We start from the raw sequence: 18,627 nt of genomic DNA on the forward strand, positions 1-18,627 counted from the left end.
GTCAGACCAGAACTGTGAAGTTGTCAAACGCGAGCTGCGGAAAGCCTGTAGGCTCTACGTCAGGATGAATATCAAAGCGGACGAAGTCGACTGCTCCGAGGGCTTCCAATGAGATATGCTGGCCGTCGGCAATCGTGTCTCCATAAACCGTAACGGCCATCTCGCTCACCTTGTTGCCACCGATATAGCCCTCAAAGGTTACAAGGGCGTCGACCCCTTCGTAACCAGGGTCGAAATTGGTCGCGACGTCGACGCCCTCTATCGTGAAGAGCTTGCCGTCAGCGTGATTGAAAAAGGGATTGTAGGGATTGCTGACGACGTACTCGTTGCCGTTCGCTTCGGCGACCGCCCAGAGATTGCCGTCAAGTTTGTCGCCAAACTTGAAGCCTGCATAGCCCGAGGCGATATCGGACTGCCCGGGATATTCCCTGGGGGCGTTTTCAAAATCGATAGAATACATCCCCTGCGGCGGGACGTTGACGGCGATGTGGAGGTTGCTGACGTCAGTACCGCCTTTTCCATCGGAGGTCTTGAATGAAAAATTCTCCGAAAATACGCCACCAGGCTCGAGGCTTGCCGGGTCGTTGACGTTGTAAGCGTAGCTGCCGTTGCTCCAAATCGTCAGCGTTCCGTGCTCGCCCGCTACCGTAAGATATCCCGGCTCACCGGCTTTGCTGGGGATTCTCATGCCGTTGACGAACTGAACTTGAAGCAGATCGCCATCTGCGTCCGAAGCGCTTTCGAGCAGGTTGCCTTCGACGGCTTCCGTTGGGGAGTAGTCGTGGATGGACATGCTGGGCACGGTTGGTTTGTGATTTGCCATGGCTCGCCTCCCTGAAGATGAGCGTGGAAAGGATGTCGGGCAGCGACCCGAACGCCCCAAATAAACTTTCTACTCCACTTTGAGTCAAGCAACAAACTACACGCTGCAAGGGAATTGGTGCGCGGACCGTCGCTGCGACTGCAAACTTGCAGCGATTAAGAAGGGACGCGCAACCGGAGGGAGGGAACCTTTGTCAAAGCCGATTAGCGGCGCGACACCGCCAATTGACCAGCACGTCGAGAGGCGAGACTGTCGCATCTCTAGCTGGCCCAACTGTCGCACTTTAAACTCGAACCCACCTTCCTACAAAGAAAGTGGCGTAATCTGTATTATGGAACAACAATATGCCGTTTGATTACAATGGTATACCATTGTCATCCATCTCAACGTCCCACTCTTTTAAAGTTGCCGTTCTGCATGCCGATCGCTCTCAACTTCGCAACGAACGGCGATTGGCGGCTTCTATTGATCAACCCAGCCCGGGATAGTCGCGCAAGTTTTCGATCTCCGAGTCACCTGTGAGTGATGGCAGCCTTCCGAACATGATTTCTCATCATCGACCGCAATTCGGCGAATGTCTGCAGTCCGCAGTGCTGAGCCAAGCGCAAAACGGTTGTCTGAGATACCTTGCAACTGCGCGCGATCGCTGCCGCGCTTTCGAAAGCGACCATCTCCGGTCGTTCAATGATTTGTCTGGCAACCTGCTCAAGTCGATCGGGAAAGACAATCTGACGCCTCGCGATCAGCGATTTCAACTCCTCCAATGTCTGAGGAGGACCAACGTTAGCCTGCTTCATTGGCTTCTGCCTCCTGAAGGTCGCTATCTAGGATCTGCCGGTCATGCGTAGCATCCGACGATCTGCAAAGGTTAGCCGGTGCGTCGGGTGCGAACCGATAACGCGTGAAGCACTATTGGTTCGCACCCGTTCCCTTCCATCAATCGACCGTCACCGGTTTGCCGGTCTGCCAGCTTTTGGTTGCGGCTTCCGCGAGTTTCTGAGCTTGCAATCCGTCAAACCCGCTCGGCCGCGGCGACCGATGGCCATTGTCGATTGCGTCGATGAAGGCATTGATCTCGTTGGCGTAGGCCTGCGCGTAGCGCTCAAGGAAGAAATATTGGACGGGATCGCCGCTGACACCGCTTGCGTTGGAAAGCTCCACACTGGTTGCCTGGATATTCCGCGCCGCAAGCATGCCGGCAGCGCCATGGACTTCGATGCGTTGATCGTAGCCATAGGTTGCCCGGCGCGAATTGGTGATGACAGCGATACGACCCGACGCCGTCTGCATCTGCACGGCGGCAGTATCCACATCACCTTCGGCCCCGATCGCCTTGTCGACGAGAGACGATCCAAGCGCGTTTACCACGACGAATTCCTCGCCCATGAGGAAGCGGGCCATATCGAAGTCGTGGATCATCATGTCGCGGAACAAGCCGCCGGAGGATTTGACGTATTCGGCTGGCGGCGGGGCGGGATCACGGCTGGTGATGGTGACGATTTCGATGTCGCCGACATCGCCGCGACGCAGCCGCGCCTCCACACTGGCAAAATTGGGATCGAAGCGGCGATTGAAGCCGATCATCAGCGTGGAATTGTTCTTCTCGACAACGTCGAGGCAGGCATTGATGCGTTCGACCGACAAGGATACCGGCTTTTCGCAGAGGATCGCCTTGCCGGCCTTCGAGGCCGCCTCGATGAGATCGGCATGACTGGGCGTCGGCGTTGCTATGAGGATCGCATCCATCGCTGGAGACTTGATGATATCCTCCGCGTCAGCGACCTCGGCGCCCGTCTGGGCAGCAAGCGCCTCTGCCGTGGCCCTGAAAGCATCGGCCACATAAACGAGCTTTGCCTTCGGGTTCGCCGCGATGGTGGCGGCATGTACCTTGCCTATCCGGCCGGCGCCGATCACTCCAAACCTGATCATCGATATTTCTCCGTTATCTGTAAGCGTTAACTGTCGGATCGTTCAAACCGTGAAGGCATCGCGGAAGCGGTCGAGCGCCGCCTCATCGTCGCCGGACGCCCAGGCCTCCATACCGATGGCGCCGCGATAGCCCATGTCCTTGAGCGTGCGTGCGATCATCTTATAATTGACCTCGCCAGTCCCTGGCTCGCAGCGGCCGGGCACATCGGCCACCTGGATTTCGCCGATCCAAGGCAGGCATTTGCGGCAAAGCTCGATCAGGTTTCCCTCGCCAATCTGGGCATGGTAGAGATCGAGATTAAGGCGGAGCCGCGGATGATTGACGCTCGAGACAAGCGCCAGCGTGTCTTCGGCGCGCCCGAATGGCACGCCCGGATGATCGACCGGCAGGTTGAGGTTCTCGAGCGTGAAGGTGACGCCTTCTTCTTCGGCCATGTCGACGACACGGCAGAGGGTGTCGCGCGCCTTCAACCACATGGCGCCGGTCACGACTTCGACCGGCTGGACCGGCAGGCCTCCATCTCCCAGGCCTGTGCCGTGCAGATTGAGCCTTTGCACGCCGAGCCGCTTACCGATCTGCGCCGTTTCGCGTGCCGTCTTGAGAAGTTCGGCGGCACCTTCGTCGTCGGTCAGACGGCCGGAGAGATAGCCGTTCATAATTGTGAAAGTCGCGCCGGTTGCTTCCAACTTGCTCAGATCGTGATCCGGCCAATTCCATAGACCAACGCCAAAGCCCATTTCCTTAAGGCGGGAGGCCCGCCACTCGATCGCCTTGTCGCGCCAGAGCATTTCCGCGCAGGCGGCGAGTGTAAACGTTGGCAAGTCATCTCGTGATCGATCGTTCATGATCGTGTTCCATCGTTATTGCGTGAATGAGAGGCGATTGCTTTTTTGCAACGGTCGAACCGCTTGTGGTGTGACCGCGGTCTAGATCGTACCGCCGAGTTCCTCGGACAACTGCTGCAGCTCCTTGCCACCGGCCATCAGGTTCTGGAGTTCGTCCATGGCGATGTCCGCCTTTGCGTATGTGCCAAGCGTTTGACCGCGGTTGAGGATGGTGAAACGGTCGGCCACCGCATAGGCGTGGCGGACATTGTGGGTAATGAAGATAACGCCCAATCCTTTCTGCCGGACCTGATGGATGTATTTCAACACCATTGAGGTCTGAGCCACACCGAGCGCCGAGGTCGGTTCGTCCAGGATGAGGATCTTGGCGCCGAAATAGACGGCTCGTGCGATGGCCACGCACTGGCGTTCACCGCCGGAAAGCGTGCCGACGGCCTGGTTGGGATCGCGGATATCGATGCCGATCTTGCGCATTTCCTCGCGCGTGACATCATTGCAGTGATCGAAGTCGATGTGGCGGAATGGGAAGACGCCTCTACGAGGTTCCCGCCCCATGAAGAAATTGCGGGTGATCGACATCAGGGGGATCATCGCAAGATCCTGGTAGACGGTCGCGATCCCGGCATCGAGTGCATCCCTGGGGCTTCTGAAATCGACCGGCTTTCCCTCCACCCGGAACTCGCCGCCACTCGGGCGGACAACGCCGGATAGCGTCTTGATCAGCGTGGATTTGCCCGCGCCATTGTCTCCCAGAAGACAAAGCACCTCCCCGGCTGAGACCTGCATTGACACGCCGTTCAATGCGATCACCGAACCGTAGTGCTTGACGATATCGGCCACTTCGATGACCGGAGTTCGGATGTTGACGTCAACCATGATCAGCGCTCCCCAGTAACCTTGCGGCGAATGAAATTGTTGAAGAGCACGGCCAGCAACAGCATTGAGCCCAGGAACACCTGAAACCAGTCGGAGTCGAACTTGGTATAGGTCAGACCGATCGAAACCGAGCCGAAGATAATCGCACCGAAGAAGGCGCCGATCGCCGAGCCGTAGCCGCCGGTGAGCAAACACCCGCCGATAACGGCTGCGATGATGGCTTCGAATTCCTTCTGAAATCCGCGCCTGGCGTCGGTGGAACCAGCATCGAGTACGGTGATGATCGCAACGAGTGCCGCCGCACATGCCGTCAGCGCAAAGAGGCCGGTTTTAACCCTGTGGACCGGGACACCCGAGTTCCTCGCCGCATTGGGATCGCCGCCGGCCGCAAAGACCCAGTTGCCGGTGCGCGTACGCAATAAGACCCAGGTCGCCAGCAGGGCAAGGGCTGCGAACCACAAGACGGAAACCGGAACGCCCGTGACCTTCGGCACGCCATTGGGGAACTTGTCGATCAGATCATGATCCGCGAACCATAGGAAGGCGCCCTTCAGGGCTTCGCCGGAGAAAATTCCAAGCAGCGGGCTGTCTTTGACATGGTCGCTGATGCCGCGGAGCTGTGTCGAGCCACCGGTTGCCCATTTCAGGCCGACGAGCGTCAGACCGCGGAGAATAAAGAGGAACGCCAGCGTCACGATAAATGATGGCAGACGCGTATGGATCACGATCTGTCCGTTGATCGCGCCCATGAAGGCGGCGAAAAGCATCGTCATCACGATGGCGACCGACAATGGCTGACCGAAGTTGGTCAGGATGACACCAAAGACCAGTCCAGCGAACGCGACCATAGAACCGATCGAGAGATCGAACTCGCCGCCGATCATTAGAAGTGCGGCCGCGATGGCGAGGATCCCCAATTGGGAAGCCGGCGCCATGATCGTCATTACGCCCGAAAGCGAAAACATTGTGGGGTCTGCGGTGAGAAAGAAAAATACGATGACGAGCACCAGGCCGGCCACGGCTCCAAGCTCGGGCCGACGCATCAGTTGCGTCAGAAAGCCCACCTGCTTGATACGCTCATCGGCTTTCGGCGCGACCGCCGCTTTCTGCTCAAGCGAAGCCATGATTCCTCCCTGTGAATGTAATTTAGCGCTTCATCTGCGCTGCCTCGCAGCGCGTTCCATCAAACCAAAGCCCCTCCCCGATAACGGGGAGGAACTTCGGGAGGATGCCTTTCGGCAATCTCGGTCAGCGGATCCCCTTAGCGGAAAGATCGACTACCTGAGCGGCCTTTTCTTTGGTGATCAGGTTCGGACCGGAGGGGACGTTGCCACCTGGGATGAGCCCGTATTTGGCGTAATTGGCCAGAAACACGACAGGCATATAACCCTGAAGGAATTGCTGCTGATCGATCGCGAAAGCGGCCTTGCCGTCTGCCACCGCCTTCAGAAAATCAGCCGAAAGGTCGAAGGTTGCCACCTTGATCTTGCCGGTCATGCCGACATCTTCGACGGCTGCCAAGGCCGGCTCACCAGCTGTGCTGGCGCCGAGCGCCATAACGGTATCGACGGTCGAGTTGGAACTCAGCGCTGCCTTGACCTTCGCCCGAACATCGGCCGGATCGTTGCTGACAGGAAGCACCGTGACTTTGCCGCCGAAACCATCGGCAAAGCCCTTGCAACGCAGATCGAGCGAAACATTGCCGACTTCCTGGTTCACGCACAGGCCTTCCTTGCCGCCGAGATCGTGGAGCTTTGCGCCGGCGGCTTTGCCGGCGGTATATTCGTCCTGACCGACATGCAGAAGCGCTCCCAACTCTTTCGAAACATCGGAGCCGGAATTGATTGAGATGACCGGGATCCCGGCAGCGACGGCTTTCTTAATGGAAGGACCGAGCGCCGAGGCGTCTGGAATGGAGACGATCAGCCCATCGGGTTTCTGATTGACGGCAGCATCGATAAGCTGCGCCATCGACACCATGTCGAAAGTTTCCGGAGCACGATATTCGACACTGGCACCCATGTCCTTGGCCCCCGCGCTCACGCCGTTCTTGACGACGGACCAGAATGGGTCGTTGGCCTGACCGTGAGTGACGGCAACGATGCGAATGTCGGCGGCAGTGGCAAGTGCCGAAGACCCGATGATCGCGGCCGCAAAGGCGGCGCCTGCGAAAAGTGATTTCAGACCAAATTTCATTTTACCCTCCCAAAACGATCCACCGGGTGGATCTTCCCAATGCTACCGGTTGCAACTCCATTTGCACCCGGTAGCAAGCGGAGCAAAATTACTTTATCCTCGACAAAAATCAAGCATCCATTCCATTTTTATTTTTTTGTGGAATATTCATTCCAATCAAGGAGGCGGCAAATGCGCAAGCGGGCGACAGCAAAAGAGGTGGCGGAAGCCGCTGGCGTATCGAAATGGACGGTCATCCGCGCCTTCACTTCCGGTGCGTCGATTACAGATGCCAGCCGACAGAAAGTGCTTCGGGCGGCAGAGGCTCTGAATTACTCACCCAACCTGCTTGCCCGCAGCCTTGCGACGAACATCACGCATCAGGTCGCCGTCTTCGTCGACGACTTCGCCAACCCACATAAGCTCCCCGTTCTGGAGATGCTGACCGAGCGTTTGCAGGCGGAGGGTCTGCTGACCGTCCTGATCAATATCAATCGCCATTTCGATCACATTCATGCGTTGATCAACGCCGATCAGCGCCAGTTCGACGCCGTCATTCTGTTCGGAACCGCCTTTCGTGAGGAAACGCTGGGTAGTCAACGGCTTGGCCCCGGTTTTCCGCCGATGTTCGTCCTTGCGCGCGATAGCCAAATCCCCGGCGTTCCCGCCGTCGCCTGCAATGCCGAACTCGCTCTCGGCGAAATTGTGAATTACCTGTTCGAGAGGGGGTATCGCCGTCCGGGCTTCATGACGGGAGGACAGACCCTGTCGACCGCGCTCGGCCGACGACATCACTATTTGAAATTCTGGCAGCGGAAGGGCGTCGAAGGCGTCGTCGAGCTGACTGCAGAGCGCTACAGCGCCGAGGCCGGGGCTAAGGTGGCGCGCGCCTATCTGAACGCCACCTCCCCCTCCTCGCGCATCGATGTGCTGATGTGCGAGAACGACATTCTGGCGCTCGGAGCAATGGATGTGGTCCGCAGCGAATTCGCGCTTCGCGTTCCACATGACCTGGCGATCGTCGGCTTCGACAATATCGAGCTCAGCGCCGCTCCCGCTTATCAACTGACGTCTTACGAGCAGCCTGCCGATGAGATGATTGACACCATGGTCGCAATGATCACGGGCAAGCGCGAAGCCGAAACGATTATTCTGCCTGGGCGTCTTGTGCCGAGATCATCGGCGTGAATTGCCCGCTAGCCCGCGAGCCTTTTTAACGGCATTCGGCGATGGCGCGATCGCGAATGAACATGCTCAGGCCGATGCCGAATATCTTTCGCGGTTGGGCCTCAGGAGATCGAGCAGCGCATCTCTCTGCGGATCACGGGCTGCCTTCATCCAGGCCACCGCCAGCGGCAGTTTCGGCGTCGGTCGCCCGGCTTCCTCTTGCACCGGCAGAAAGAGAACCCCGGCAGAGGCAAGAGAGGATGTCCATCGTGGGACGACGGCGAGGCCGAGGCCGGCCGCAACCATGCTGACGATGGTTTGCTTTTCATCGGCGACCTGGGTGATATCACGGTGCAGGCCGGCTGCCGCAAACAGGAGCGCGCAGGCATCAGCGGATAAGACCTGCGGAAGATGTTACGGGAGAAAATCGATGCGTGAATACTCAATCGCAGCCATCCCCGCCGACGGGATCGGACCTGAGGTCATTGCTGCCGGGTGCACGGTGCTTGCAAGTCTGGAAAAACGTCTCGGCGACGTGAGGTTCGCCATCGAAAATTTCGACTGGGGTTCCAACTACTACAAGAAGCACGGCGTGATGATGCCGTCCGACGGACTTGAGCGGCTGAAAAAATTCGACGCGATCTATTTCGGTGCCGTCGGCGCGCCGGATGTTCCCGACCACATCACCCTCTGGGGGCTCAGACTGCCGATCTGCCAAGGCTTCGACCAATATGCCAATGTCCGGCCGACCAGGATCCTTCCGGGCATTACCCCTCCGCTGCGCAACTGCGGTGTGGGCGATCTTGACTGGGTGATTGTCCGCGAGAATTCCGAAGGCGAATACTCCGGCCATGGCGGCCGCGCCCATCGCGGCCTGCCCGAGGAAGTCGGGACCGAGGTCGCCATCTTCACGCGCGTCGGCGTCACCCGCATCATGCGCTACGCCTTCAAACTGGCGCAGGCGCGGCCGCGCAAGTTGCTGACGGTCGTGACCAAGTCGAATGCCCAACGCCACGGCATGGTCATGTGGGACGAGATCGCTGCTGAGGTGGCTGCAGAGTTTCCTGACGTCAGCTGGGACAAGATGCTGGTCGACGCCATGACGGTGCGGATGACGCTGAAGCCGCAGAGCCTCGACACGATCGTCGCGACCAACCTGCATGCCGACATCCTCTCCGACCTCGCCGGTGCGCTGGCCGGCAGCATCGGTGTCGCCCCCACTGCGAATATCGATCCGCAGCGGCGTTTTCCCTCGATGTTCGAACCGATCCATGGCTCGGCCTTCGACATCACCGGCAAGGGCATCGCCAATCCTATCGCGAGCTTCTGGACCGCCGCGCAGATGCTCGACCATCTCGGCGAGCAGGAGGCCGCGGCTCGTCTCATGCGCGCCGTCGAAGCGGTCACCGGCGCGGGCATCCTCACCCCCGACCTCGGCGGCACCGCCACGACCAAAGAGGTCACGGAGGCCGTCTGCGACGCGATCCATTCCTCCAATATCTAGAACACGGCCGCGGGGTGTCACACATCGTTGCGTCTCCGGTCAGGGGCAGCATAAAATGCTGTCTTAGGCCAAGCCGCATCCCGTTCGTCCCTCCCCGAGCCCCCGAAACGCGATCGACTCGAACCTCCAATGTGTTAGTGTTGGGAAAGTGGCGGCACAATATGCTGCGGCGTTAGCAGGTTCGACAGGCGGAGTGGAGCGATGAAACTCGACCGGATCGATATAAAAATTCTGCATGAATTGCAGAAGAATGGCCGCGTCACCAATGTCGAGCTCGCCGAGCTCGTCAACCTGTCGCCGAGCCCCTGCCTGATGCGGGTGAAGAAGCTGCAGTCGGAAGGATATATCGAGGGCTACTCCGCACAGATCAATGTCGCCAAGCTCGGACAGACGTTGACCGTTTTCACCGAGATCACCCTGAAGAACCACCGGCAGATCGATTTCGCCCGGTTTTTGACGACGGTCGAGAAGATCGACCAGGTGATCGAATGTCATCTGGTCTCCGGCGGCTACGATTATCTGTTGAAATTCGTGACGGCCGGGATCGGCGAGTACCAGACGATCATGGAGCGGCTCTCCGACATGGAGATCGGCATCGACAAGTATTTCAGCTTCGTCGTTCTGAAATCGCCGATCGTCAAGGCGCACATGCCATTGACGAGCCTATTTCCGCTCTAGAGCCTTTCCTGGTCAGCTTGAAGCATTCTGCCGGAGCAGGTTTTCGACAGGGCAGAGGCGATTGGCGACGGGCATACCCTTTGGTACGTCCGAGCCGATCGCCTCTGATCCTGGCGGAAAGATGCCCGGCCCTTCGGGTTGGCTGAAACGGGCCGCCTGCTCGACCGGCCGGCTTGGCCGTAGAGCTGAGCTACGACGCGCGCCGGCCGGTCGAGCATCCGACTCCGTTTGAGCCAACAGAATGATTCAATCTGACCAGGAAAGGCTCTAGTTTGGTGGTCGACCCCGTCAAGGGTGCGCGGCCGCGGGGGTGACAAGGGCCGGATGCTCACATGGCATCGGCCTTTGCCATATGTTTCGTTTTATCGCAGGGATCACGGAAACGGCTGCCTGCCCGCTCAGCCCTTCAGGGCCGCGCGTACATCGGGGTCAGCCAGGGTGTCGTCCAAGGTTTTGCGCGTGCGCTCGATGATCGCGTCGATGTCGGCGTCGGTGCAACAGAGCGGCGGCGCATAACCGAGGACGCCGTTGCCAAAGGCACGGATGACCAGGCCGTTTTCCCAGGCGCGGTCGAAGATCCGGCGCGCCGGATCGGCGGCTGCCGGCAACGGCGTCTTCTTCTCCTTGTCGATCACCAGTTCGATGGCGGCGAGCATGCCGCGGCCGCGCACATCGCCGACGAGCGGATGGTCCTTGAGGCCTTCAAGCCCCTGCATCAGCCTTGCGCCGGCCTTCCGGCCGTTCGCCAGGAGACCGGTTTCATAAAGGTTCAGCACTTCGAGGCCGACGGCGGCGCTGACGGGGTGGGCCGAATAGGTATAGCCGTGACCGACGGCCGCGCCACCAGCGCCATCCGCAATGGTTTGGTAGACGTGGTCGGCCATGAAGACCGCCCCCATCGGCACATAGCCGGAGGTCAGACCCTTTGCCGTGGTGATGAAGTCCGGAACGATCTCGTCCTCCTCGCATGCAAAGAGTGGGCCGGTGCGGCCGAAAGCGGTGATCACTTCGTCGGCGACAAAGAGGATGCCGAGCTCGCTGCAAAGCGCGCGCATCGCCTTGATCCAGCCCTTCGGTGGCACCAGCACGCCGCCCGAACCCTGGATGGGTTCGGCATAAAAGGCGGCGACGCGTTCGGGACCGATCTCTTCGACCTTGCGACGCAGGGCTGCGAGGGAGGAGTTGATGATCGCCTGCGGGTCCTGGCCGACGGGGTTGCGATAGGCGTAGTGGGAGGGAATTTTATGCTGCCAGTCGAAGGGAATGCCGAAGCCGGCGTGGAACAGTGGAAGTGCCGTCAGCCCTGCCCCGACAGTCGAAGAACCGTGATAACCTTGCTCAAGGGAGATGAACTGGTCGCGCTGCGGCTGCCCGCGGGCGATCCAGTAATAGCGGATGAAACGGATCGTGCTGTCGACGGCATCGGATCCGCCCAGGGTGAAGTAGACATGGTTGAGGTCGCCTGGAGCCCGTTCGGCCAATGCCGCGGCAAGCCGGATCGCCGGTTCCGAGCCGAGACCGAAATAGGTTGTCGCATAGGGCAGGTCGCGCATCTGCCGCGTTGCTGCCTCGACGATCGATTCATGGCCGTAACCGGCATTGACGCACCACAGGCCGGCAAAGCCGTCGACCAGCTGCTTGCCGGAAGCATCGGTCACCGTCGCGCCTTTGGCGGAAGCGAGCACACGCACGCCGAGCTTTTCATGATTGCGGTAGGAGGCGACCGGATGCACGAGATGGGCGCGGTCGAGTTCGACAAGGGAATTGCTGTACATCATACTCTCCGGATCAGCCGAGCGCCTGGTTGGCGAGGGCGAAGATGGTGGCGACGGAATCGGCGTCTGGAATCGATGGCTTCATCATGGCGATGCCGCCACCGACATGGGCGAAGCCCTGTTCGACCAGCCAGTCGGACAGGGCTTCGCCCATGTCGGTGGTATCGACCCTGAGAAACACGCCGGGCCGCCGGGCGATGAAATGAGCGACGAGCGCTTTGGCGTCCTCCAGGTTCCCGGCAACGACGGGGCCGATGACCTCGCCCCGGCCGAAGGTGCGGATGACCGCAAAACCGGTGACGCCTCCGCTACGGCGGACGACGGCAAATTCCCCGACCTTGGCGAGATATGCGATCAGATCGGCGCGATCGGCGCCGAAGGCCTGTCGATCGAGTTCGGTGATCGCGGGAGAATCGGCAATGGCGGCGGCTGACGTCGCCATCGGCGCGGCGAGTTCTGCTGCGATGCCTTGGTGCTGCAGAATGCGGCCGGTCTGGCGGAAGCCGAGCTTCTCATAGAGCGGAAGGCCGTCGGCGGTCGCAACAAGCCGGAGCGGGCGTTTGCCGGCAAGCTCTATTGCGGCATCCATCAGCCTGCGGCCAAGCCCGCGGCCGCGCATGGCTTCATCGACGATGACCATGTTGATCGTGGCGCACTCTTGCTTGTAGGGGGTCATGAGCACGGTGCCGACCACCCGGTCGTTCTCGATCGCCACAACGCCTTCGCTCAAGGCAAGCGCCATCTGCCAATCCTCAGGGCGATGGGGCCAGCCTGCCTGCCGCGACAGGTTGAGAGCGGCACCCAGGTGTTCGGTGCCGAAAGCGGCGAAATCGATCTGGCTTGTCTGCATGACACTTCCTTCATTTCCTGGGTGGAAGTGTGAAGGAGTGCGGGTTGGCTAATCGTCTGAAGGCTACGCTCTGAGCGGTATCTTATCGTTTTCCCTTTGTCGCCCGCCGCATCTTATGCTGGCATGTAGGCTCCACGGGGCGGATCTCGCGCAAAATTCGCTGCACTCGCCGCAACGAGCCGGTGAAACAGTGGGATATAGCATGGGTGACGTAGTCAATCGTCCGCCGCCCTGCCGCGCCCGCCAGCCGGCGGGGGTCCGCAACCATCTGCCAAAGCCACCTTTCGATACGAAATAATCTGCTTCGTTAGCCGCCACATTCAGGCGAGCCGAGGGGCGGGCCGCGTCTATCATGGGTTCAAATGCCCCGGTCCACTCTCCAAAGGATATGCCCATGACCCTGTCGCGTCCGAAATACATCACCTTCGACTGCTACGGTACGCTGACCAACTTCCAGATGGCGGAAGCGGCACACGACCTTTACCGCGACCAGCTCGATGAACCCCGCATGGCCGAGTTCATCCGGAATTTCGCCGCCTATCGCCTCGACGAGGTCCTGGGCGACTGGAAACCCTATGCCGAGGTCGTTCACAATTCGATCGAGCGCAGTTGCAAGCGCAACGGCGTCAAGTTCAACGACGAAGATGCCCGCACGGTCTATGAGCGGGTGCCGACTTGGGGGCCGCATGCGGATGTGCCGGCGGGTCTTGCGAAGGTTGCCAAGGAGATCCCGCTGGTGATCCTGTCGAACGCGATGAATTCGCAGATCATGTCGAACGTCGAAAAGCTCGGTGCGCCCTTCCATGCGGTCTACACGGCCGAACAGGCGCAGGCCTACAAGCCGCGCCTGCAGGCCTTTGAATACCTGTTCGACATGCTCTGCTGCGACCCCGAAGATGTCGTCCATTGCTCCTCCTCGTTCCGTTACGATCATATGTCGGCTAACGATATCGGCATCAAGAACAAGGTGTGGGTGAACCGCGGCCACGAGCCCGCCAACCCGTTCTATGGTTACGTCGAGATCGCCGACATCTCCGGCCTCCCCGGTGTTTTCGGTCTCTAAAGCCAACGAAGGAAAGCGCGGGCGGCTTTTCCGCCCGCGCTTGTTTTTAAGTATCGGCCGGGCTCGCAGGCCGCCAAGGCAATTCGTTGCGGTAACGTCATGAAGTCGTGTTGCCGGTACTGGCAAGGTCGATTGTCGACCGCCCGGCCGGTGCCTAATCCGTATCCGTTCGCCCGCCGTGAAGTAAAAATGTGGCGCTCCCGCGTGCGCCACATTGCTGCTGGTTCTCACCTCATGATCGTTTCGGGCTCAGCTCAGCCCACCAATGTGGAAGCTCTTCATTTCGAGATATTCCTCGATGCCAACCTGGGCTCCCTCCCGGCCGAGGCCAGACTGCTTGACGCCGCCGAAAGGGGCGACTTCGGTCGAGATCGCGCCGGTGTTGAGCCCGATCATGCCGAATTCGAGCGCCTCGCCGACGCGCCAGGAGCGCTTCAGGTTTTCGGTGTAGAAGTAGGCGGCAAGGCCGAAGGGTGTGCCGTTGGCGATTGTGATCGCTTCGTCTTCCGTCTCGAAGCGGAAGAGCGGTGCAACCGGGCCGAAGGTCTCTTCGCTGGCAAGCAGCATGTCGGTTGTCGCCTCCGTCAGCACCATCGGCGCGGCGTATTGCCTGCCTTCCGCCACCGTGCTGCCCCGTGCGGCGATCTTGGCGCCTTTGGCCAGAGCGTCGTCGACATGGCGGTTGATCTTCTCGATCGCCGCAGCGTTGATCATCGGGCCGATGACATTGCCCGGCTCCGTACCGGGGCCGACCTTCATGGCGTTGACGCTGGCGCCGAGTTTCTCGGCAAAGGCATCATACACGCCGGCCTGTACCAAGATGCGGTTGGCGCAGACGCAGGTCTGGCCGCCGTTGCGGAACTTGGACAGGATTGCGCCTTCGACCGCGAGATCGAGATCGGCATCATCGAAGACGATGAACGGCGCATTGCCGCCGAGTTCGAGGGAGAGCCGCTTGACGCTGTCGGCGGCGCCGCGCATCAGAAGCGAGCCGATCCGGGTCGAGCCGGTGAAGGAGATTTTCCGCACCGTCGCGTTTGCCATGAACTCGTTGCCGATCTCAGTCGGCATGCCGGTGACGATATTGATCACCCCTGCCGGAATGCCGGCGCGCTCGGCAAGGATACCCATGGCGAGCGCCGAATAGGGGGTGAATTCCGAAGGCTTGATGACAACCGTGCAGCCGGCCGCCAAGGCGGGCGCCACCTTTCGGGTGATCATCGCGATCGGAAAATTCCACGGGGTGACGATCGCGCAGACGCCGACCGCTTCCTTGAGGACGATGATGCGGCGATCCGGTGTTGGCGAGGGAATGGTGTGGCCGCCGATGCGGCGGGCTTCTTCGGCAAACCATTTGACGAAGGAGGCACCGTAACGGACCTCGGCGCGAGATTCATCGAGAGGCTTGCCCTGCTCGAGCGTGATGAGCAGCGCAAGATCCTGGAGATTTTCGATCATCAGCGCATACCAACGCTCGAGCAGAACCGCACGCTCGGCATGCGTCCTCTTCTTCCATAGGGTGAAAGCGGCCTGGGCTGCGCCGATCGCCGCGCGGGTCTCGGCGGTTCCCATATCCGGGACAGTGCCAAGGCTTGCCTGGGTGGCCGGATTGGCGACGCTCACCGTTTTGCCCGACGCTGCCCTCGACCAGATCCCGTCGATCAGGCCGGCCTGCTGAAAAAGGTCTTTGTCTTTCAACTCAAGCATATCGTTTCCTCTCGGACCATTGGTCGTCGGCTGCAAGAGCCACCGTGATGGATGAATTTCGTCCCGTGCCGCCATCGCAGCCCTCGACGTGTTCCCGGGCTGAGCTTAGCGAAACAGGGCAAGCAGCATGCATCGACTGCGGGTGCCAGAGCGGTGGAAAATAACGTTTTGCGCGAGGCGACAGTCAGATTCGGTTGTTGCCTTGACGCTTCGGCTGATGGCCTTCAAAGGTCGGGAGGACGTGCAGAAGGAGCCATCGGCCAGCGTTGACGGATGCCCTAGAAGTATCCGAGGATGGATTTGACTTCGAGGTATTCGAGCATGCCCTCAATGCCGAATTCGCGTCCATTTCCAGATTGTTTGAAGCCGCCAAAAGGCGCGTGTGGATCCCAGGCCGGATAGTTGAGATGCACTTGTCCGCAGCGGATCTGTGAGGCGACGTCCTTGACGATGTCTATATTCTTGCCCTGCACATGCGCAGCCAGGCCGTAGACGGTATGGTTGGCGATGGCGATGGCTTCGTCCACCGTGTCGTAGGGAATAAGGCAGAGGACCGGGCCGAAGATTTCCTCCTGGGCGATGCGCATGTCTGTGCGCACGTCCGAGAAAACCGTCGGTTTAACGTAGAACCCGGCATTCAGACCGGCTGGGCGACCCTCTCCGCCGGCAACGAGCGTAGCGCCTTCCGCAATTCCGACGCCGATCATGGTCTGGATCCGATCGAACTGGGCGCGGTTGGCGATCGCACCGTGCGTGGTGGCGTTTGAACGGGGATCACCGACGACGATCTCATCTGCGGCCCTCTTGGCAAGCGACTCGATCTCGGAGAGCCGCGTGCACGGTACGATCATCCGCGTCGGCGCGCTGCATGATTGGCCGAGATTGCGGAAAGCAGCCGCTATGCCTAAGGAAACGGCTCGATCGAGATCGGCGTCCGGCAGGACCACGTTCGGTGACTTGCCGCCAAGCTCCTGCGCGACGCGCTTGACAGTCGGCGCGGCAGCCTGAGCCACCGCGATACCGGCGCGGGTTGAGCCGGTAATGGAAATCATGTCGACATCGGGATGCGACGCGAGGACCGAACCGACGGACGGGCCGTCACCATTGATGAGGTTGAAGACGCCGGAGGGGAAGCCGGCGTCCTCGATCGCCTCAGCAAACAGCAGCGCGTTGAGGGGAGAAAGCTCGCTGGGCTTCAGCACGACAGTACAGCCTGCGGCGAGTGCCGGCGAAACTTTGGCAGTGATCTGGTAGAGCGGCCAGTTCCATGGCGTGATCAGTGCGCAGACACCGATCGGTTCGTGGGTGATGGCGGTGTGGCCGCGCTGCTTGACGAAGGGGAAGGCTTCCAGGACCTCGCGAGCGACCTTGACATGGGCGACCGCCAGCGGCACCTGCGCGGTGCGCGAATATCCGATCGCCGCGCCCATTTCGAGGCTCAGGCACTGCGCAAACAGTTCGCTACGGGCTTCGAGCAGCGCCTGCAGGCGCTCAAGCAGGCCCGCGCGGTATTCCGGTTTGGTGCGGCTCCAGGTGGCGAAGGCCCGTCGGGCGGCGGAAACAGCCGCATCGACATCCTCGGCGTTTCCGAGCGCAAAGTGGGTCACCACCTCTTCCGTGGCAGGGTTGACCACGACGCCCTTGGCGGTGCCCTTGGGTTCGAGCCATCGACCGTCGATGAAGAACTTGTCCAGACGACCGTTGCGGGACAGGTGTTCGAGAGGCGTGATCATCTTACAAGGTCCTTCATGCGGCAATTGCGCGGAGGATCGGCAGGGACCAGGGGTGGCCGTCCATGACGTCGTCGGCCGTCCCCAGGTGAGGCCGTCTAGCCGCGACCGGGGCGGCGCCAGGATCGGTCAGGGCAGCAGGTCCTTCATGCGGTAATAGGTGCCGACGATCGGCAGGAACCACGGATTCCCGGTATGCATCGGAACGGCGGGCCAGGCGAAGCCGTCGAGTGGATTGGCGTCTTTGCGCCCCATCGCCATATTCGCCAGGGCGTTACCCATGAAGGTCGACAACTGGGCTCCGTGGCCGGAATAGCCCATGCTGTAAATCACACCCTCGGCGCTGCCCGCGCGGGGATAACGGTCTTGCGTGCAACCGACGAGGCCGCCCCAGCAATAGTCGATCTCGACGTCGGCAAGCTGCGGAAACATGCCGAGCATCTGCTGGCGCAGAAGCTGGCCAGAGCTGACGTCGGTTTTCTGGTTCGACACAGTCGAAAATCTTGCCCTCCCCCCGAACAGCATGCGGTTGTCGGGCGTCAGGCGGAAATAGTTGGCGATGTTGAGCGAGTTGGTGAAGTTGCGGTTGCCCGGAACCGTCGCGGCGACCTCCTGCGGCGTGAGCGGGCGCGTCGCAATGATGAAGGAAGCGATCGGCATGAGCCTCCGGCGGAAATAGTTAAAGACGCTTGGCGTATAGGCATCGGTCGCCAGGATGACCTGGCGCGCGGTAAGCGAGCCGGTCGGTGTGGTTAGCCGCCATCCATTCGGCACGCGTTCGCGGCCGGTGACCGGGTTTCGCTCCCAGATCGCGGCACCATGGCGGCGGGCCGCCTGCGCCACGCCGTTGGCGTAGCGTCCCATGTGCATCATGGCGGATTTCGGATAGAGAATCCCGCCATGGAAGGCATCCGATAGCACCTCCTTACGGAGGTCCTCACGCGTGAGCCATTCGGCTGACGGGTCGACCTCGCGACGGATTTCGTCTGACATCGCCTGCAGCTTGCCGACATGAGAGGGCTTGGAGGCAAGCTTGAGCTTGCCGCCCCTGCGGAAATCGCAGGCGATCTTTTCTTCCTCGATGATCCGTTCGATCATGTCGATCGAGTCATCATAGGCTCGCCACAAGCGGCGCGCCCGGTCTTCTCCAAGATGCTGCTTGGCGGCGCTGAAGCTTGCGAAATGACCGCTGTTGAGGTGCCCGCCATTGCGGCCGGAGGCACCATACCCGACGTGCTCGGCTTCCAACAGAGCGACCTTCACACCGGATTGCGCCAGTGTGCGCGCGGCGTTGAGCCCCGTGAAGCCAGCACCGATCACTGCAACCTCGAAATCTCCCGAGACGGGGTCGACGATGCATCCGGCGAATGGGATTGAGGTGTCATGCCAGTAGGAAGCAAATTTCATTGGCGCATGCCCTTATGCTCGTCTGATCCGAAGTATGAAGTATATGCCTGCTTGCGCTGGAGAGGTGCGGCGCAGGCGGCCTTGTTTCGCAACAATT

The 18,627-nt window shown here is 60.4% G+C and carries 17 protein-coding genes; 4 read left to right on the forward strand and 13 right to left on the reverse strand.

Going from position 1 to position 18,627, the window contains the following annotated elements:
- Position 1: 1 nt before the first annotated feature.
- The 7 genes from J3O30_RS23200 to J3O30_RS23230 form a co-directional block, all read right to left on the reverse strand.
- Entirely contained in the window at positions 2-823 is an 822-nt protein-coding gene (locus J3O30_RS23200; RefSeq protein WP_207584922.1) for an Ig-like domain-containing protein, read from the reverse strand.
- 512 nt (positions 824-1,335) lie between these two features.
- On the reverse strand, positions 1,336-1,620 hold the full coding sequence (locus J3O30_RS23205) for a MurR/RpiR family transcriptional regulator (RefSeq protein WP_207584923.1): 285 nt from the start codon (positions 1,618-1,620) through the stop codon (positions 1,336-1,338).
- A gap of 139 nt (positions 1,621-1,759) precedes the next feature.
- Positions 1,760-2,752 (reverse strand): inositol 2-dehydrogenase, encoded by a 993-nt coding sequence (gene iolG, locus J3O30_RS23210; protein ID WP_207584924.1) that lies wholly within the window; start codon positions 2,750-2,752, stop codon positions 1,760-1,762.
- Positions 2,753-2,794: 42 nt separating this feature from the next.
- Entirely contained in the window at positions 2,795-3,598 is an 804-nt protein-coding gene (locus J3O30_RS23215; protein ID WP_207584925.1) for a TIM barrel protein, read from the reverse strand.
- An 81-nt stretch (positions 3,599-3,679) separates the two neighbouring features.
- Complete coding sequence (locus tag J3O30_RS23220; protein WP_207584926.1) at positions 3,680-4,474, reverse strand: ATP-binding cassette domain-containing protein; 795 nt, start codon at positions 4,472-4,474, stop codon at positions 3,680-3,682.
- Between the two features lie 2 nt (positions 4,475-4,476).
- Complete coding sequence (locus J3O30_RS23225) at positions 4,477-5,598, reverse strand: ABC transporter permease (protein ID WP_207584927.1); 1,122 nt, start codon at positions 5,596-5,598, stop codon at positions 4,477-4,479.
- Between the two features lie 124 nt (positions 5,599-5,722).
- Positions 5,723-6,670 carry a sugar ABC transporter substrate-binding protein gene (locus J3O30_RS23230; RefSeq protein WP_207584928.1) on the reverse strand — a complete coding sequence of 316 codons (948 nt, stop codon included), beginning with the start codon at positions 6,668-6,670 and terminating at the stop codon, positions 5,723-5,725.
- A gap of 171 nt (positions 6,671-6,841) precedes the next feature.
- Between J3O30_RS23230 and J3O30_RS23235 the strand changes: the two genes are divergently transcribed.
- Positions 6,842-7,837: a LacI family DNA-binding transcriptional regulator gene (locus J3O30_RS23235; RefSeq protein WP_207585173.1), complete on the forward strand. Its 996-nt coding sequence runs from the start codon at positions 6,842-6,844 to the stop codon at positions 7,835-7,837.
- A 66-nt stretch (positions 7,838-7,903) separates the two neighbouring features.
- Here the strand turns inward: J3O30_RS23235 and J3O30_RS23240 are convergent, their stop codons facing one another.
- On the reverse strand, positions 7,904-8,191 hold the full coding sequence (locus J3O30_RS23240; protein WP_259673765.1) for a LysR substrate-binding domain-containing protein: 288 nt from the start codon (positions 8,189-8,191) through the stop codon (positions 7,904-7,906).
- A gap of 55 nt (positions 8,192-8,246) precedes the next feature.
- On the opposite strand from J3O30_RS23240, the gene J3O30_RS23245 reads away from it, so the two are divergent.
- Both J3O30_RS23245 and J3O30_RS23250 read left to right on the forward strand, forming a co-directional pair.
- Positions 8,247-9,320: a tartrate dehydrogenase gene (locus J3O30_RS23245; protein WP_207584929.1), complete on the forward strand. Its 1,074-nt coding sequence runs from the start codon at positions 8,247-8,249 to the stop codon at positions 9,318-9,320.
- Between the two features lie 201 nt (positions 9,321-9,521).
- A complete protein-coding gene (locus J3O30_RS23250) occupies positions 9,522-9,998 on the forward strand; it encodes an Lrp/AsnC family transcriptional regulator (protein WP_007634620.1) in 477 nt (158 codons plus the stop codon).
- A 398-nt stretch (positions 9,999-10,396) separates the two neighbouring features.
- On the opposite strand, the gene J3O30_RS23255 is transcribed toward J3O30_RS23250, so the two are convergent.
- Positions 10,397-11,773: an aspartate aminotransferase family protein gene (locus J3O30_RS23255; protein WP_207584930.1), complete on the reverse strand. Its 1,377-nt coding sequence runs from the start codon at positions 11,771-11,773 to the stop codon at positions 10,397-10,399.
- A 13-nt stretch (positions 11,774-11,786) separates the two neighbouring features.
- On the reverse strand, positions 11,787-12,623 hold the full coding sequence (locus J3O30_RS23260; RefSeq protein ID WP_207584931.1) for a GNAT family N-acetyltransferase: 837 nt from the start codon (positions 12,621-12,623) through the stop codon (positions 11,787-11,789).
- 394 nt (positions 12,624-13,017) lie between these two features.
- On the opposite strand from J3O30_RS23260, the gene J3O30_RS23265 reads away from it, so the two are divergent.
- Positions 13,018-13,686, forward strand: coding sequence for a haloacid dehalogenase type II (locus J3O30_RS23265; RefSeq protein ID WP_207584932.1), 669 nt, complete (start codon positions 13,018-13,020; stop codon positions 13,684-13,686).
- A 249-nt stretch (positions 13,687-13,935) separates the two neighbouring features.
- Here the strand turns inward: J3O30_RS23265 and J3O30_RS23270 are convergent, their stop codons facing one another.
- The 3 genes from J3O30_RS23270 to J3O30_RS23280 all read right to left on the reverse strand — a co-directional run bounded on the left by J3O30_RS23270 (position 13,936) and on the right by J3O30_RS23280 (position 18,530).
- A complete protein-coding gene (locus tag J3O30_RS23270) occupies positions 13,936-15,393 on the reverse strand; it encodes an NAD-dependent succinate-semialdehyde dehydrogenase (protein ID WP_207584933.1) in 1,458 nt (485 codons plus the stop codon).
- A gap of 278 nt (positions 15,394-15,671) precedes the next feature.
- On the reverse strand, positions 15,672-17,126 hold the full coding sequence (locus J3O30_RS23275; RefSeq protein ID WP_207584934.1) for an aldehyde dehydrogenase family protein: 1,455 nt from the start codon (positions 17,124-17,126) through the stop codon (positions 15,672-15,674).
- 126 nt (positions 17,127-17,252) lie between these two features.
- Positions 17,253-18,530, reverse strand: coding sequence for an FAD-binding oxidoreductase (locus J3O30_RS23280; RefSeq protein ID WP_207584935.1), 1,278 nt, complete (start codon positions 18,528-18,530; stop codon positions 17,253-17,255).
- Positions 18,531-18,627: the final 97 nt, after the last annotated feature.

Source organism: Rhizobium sp. NZLR1, assembly GCF_017357385.1.
Taxonomy (GTDB): Bacteria; Pseudomonadota; Alphaproteobacteria; order Rhizobiales; family Rhizobiaceae; genus Rhizobium.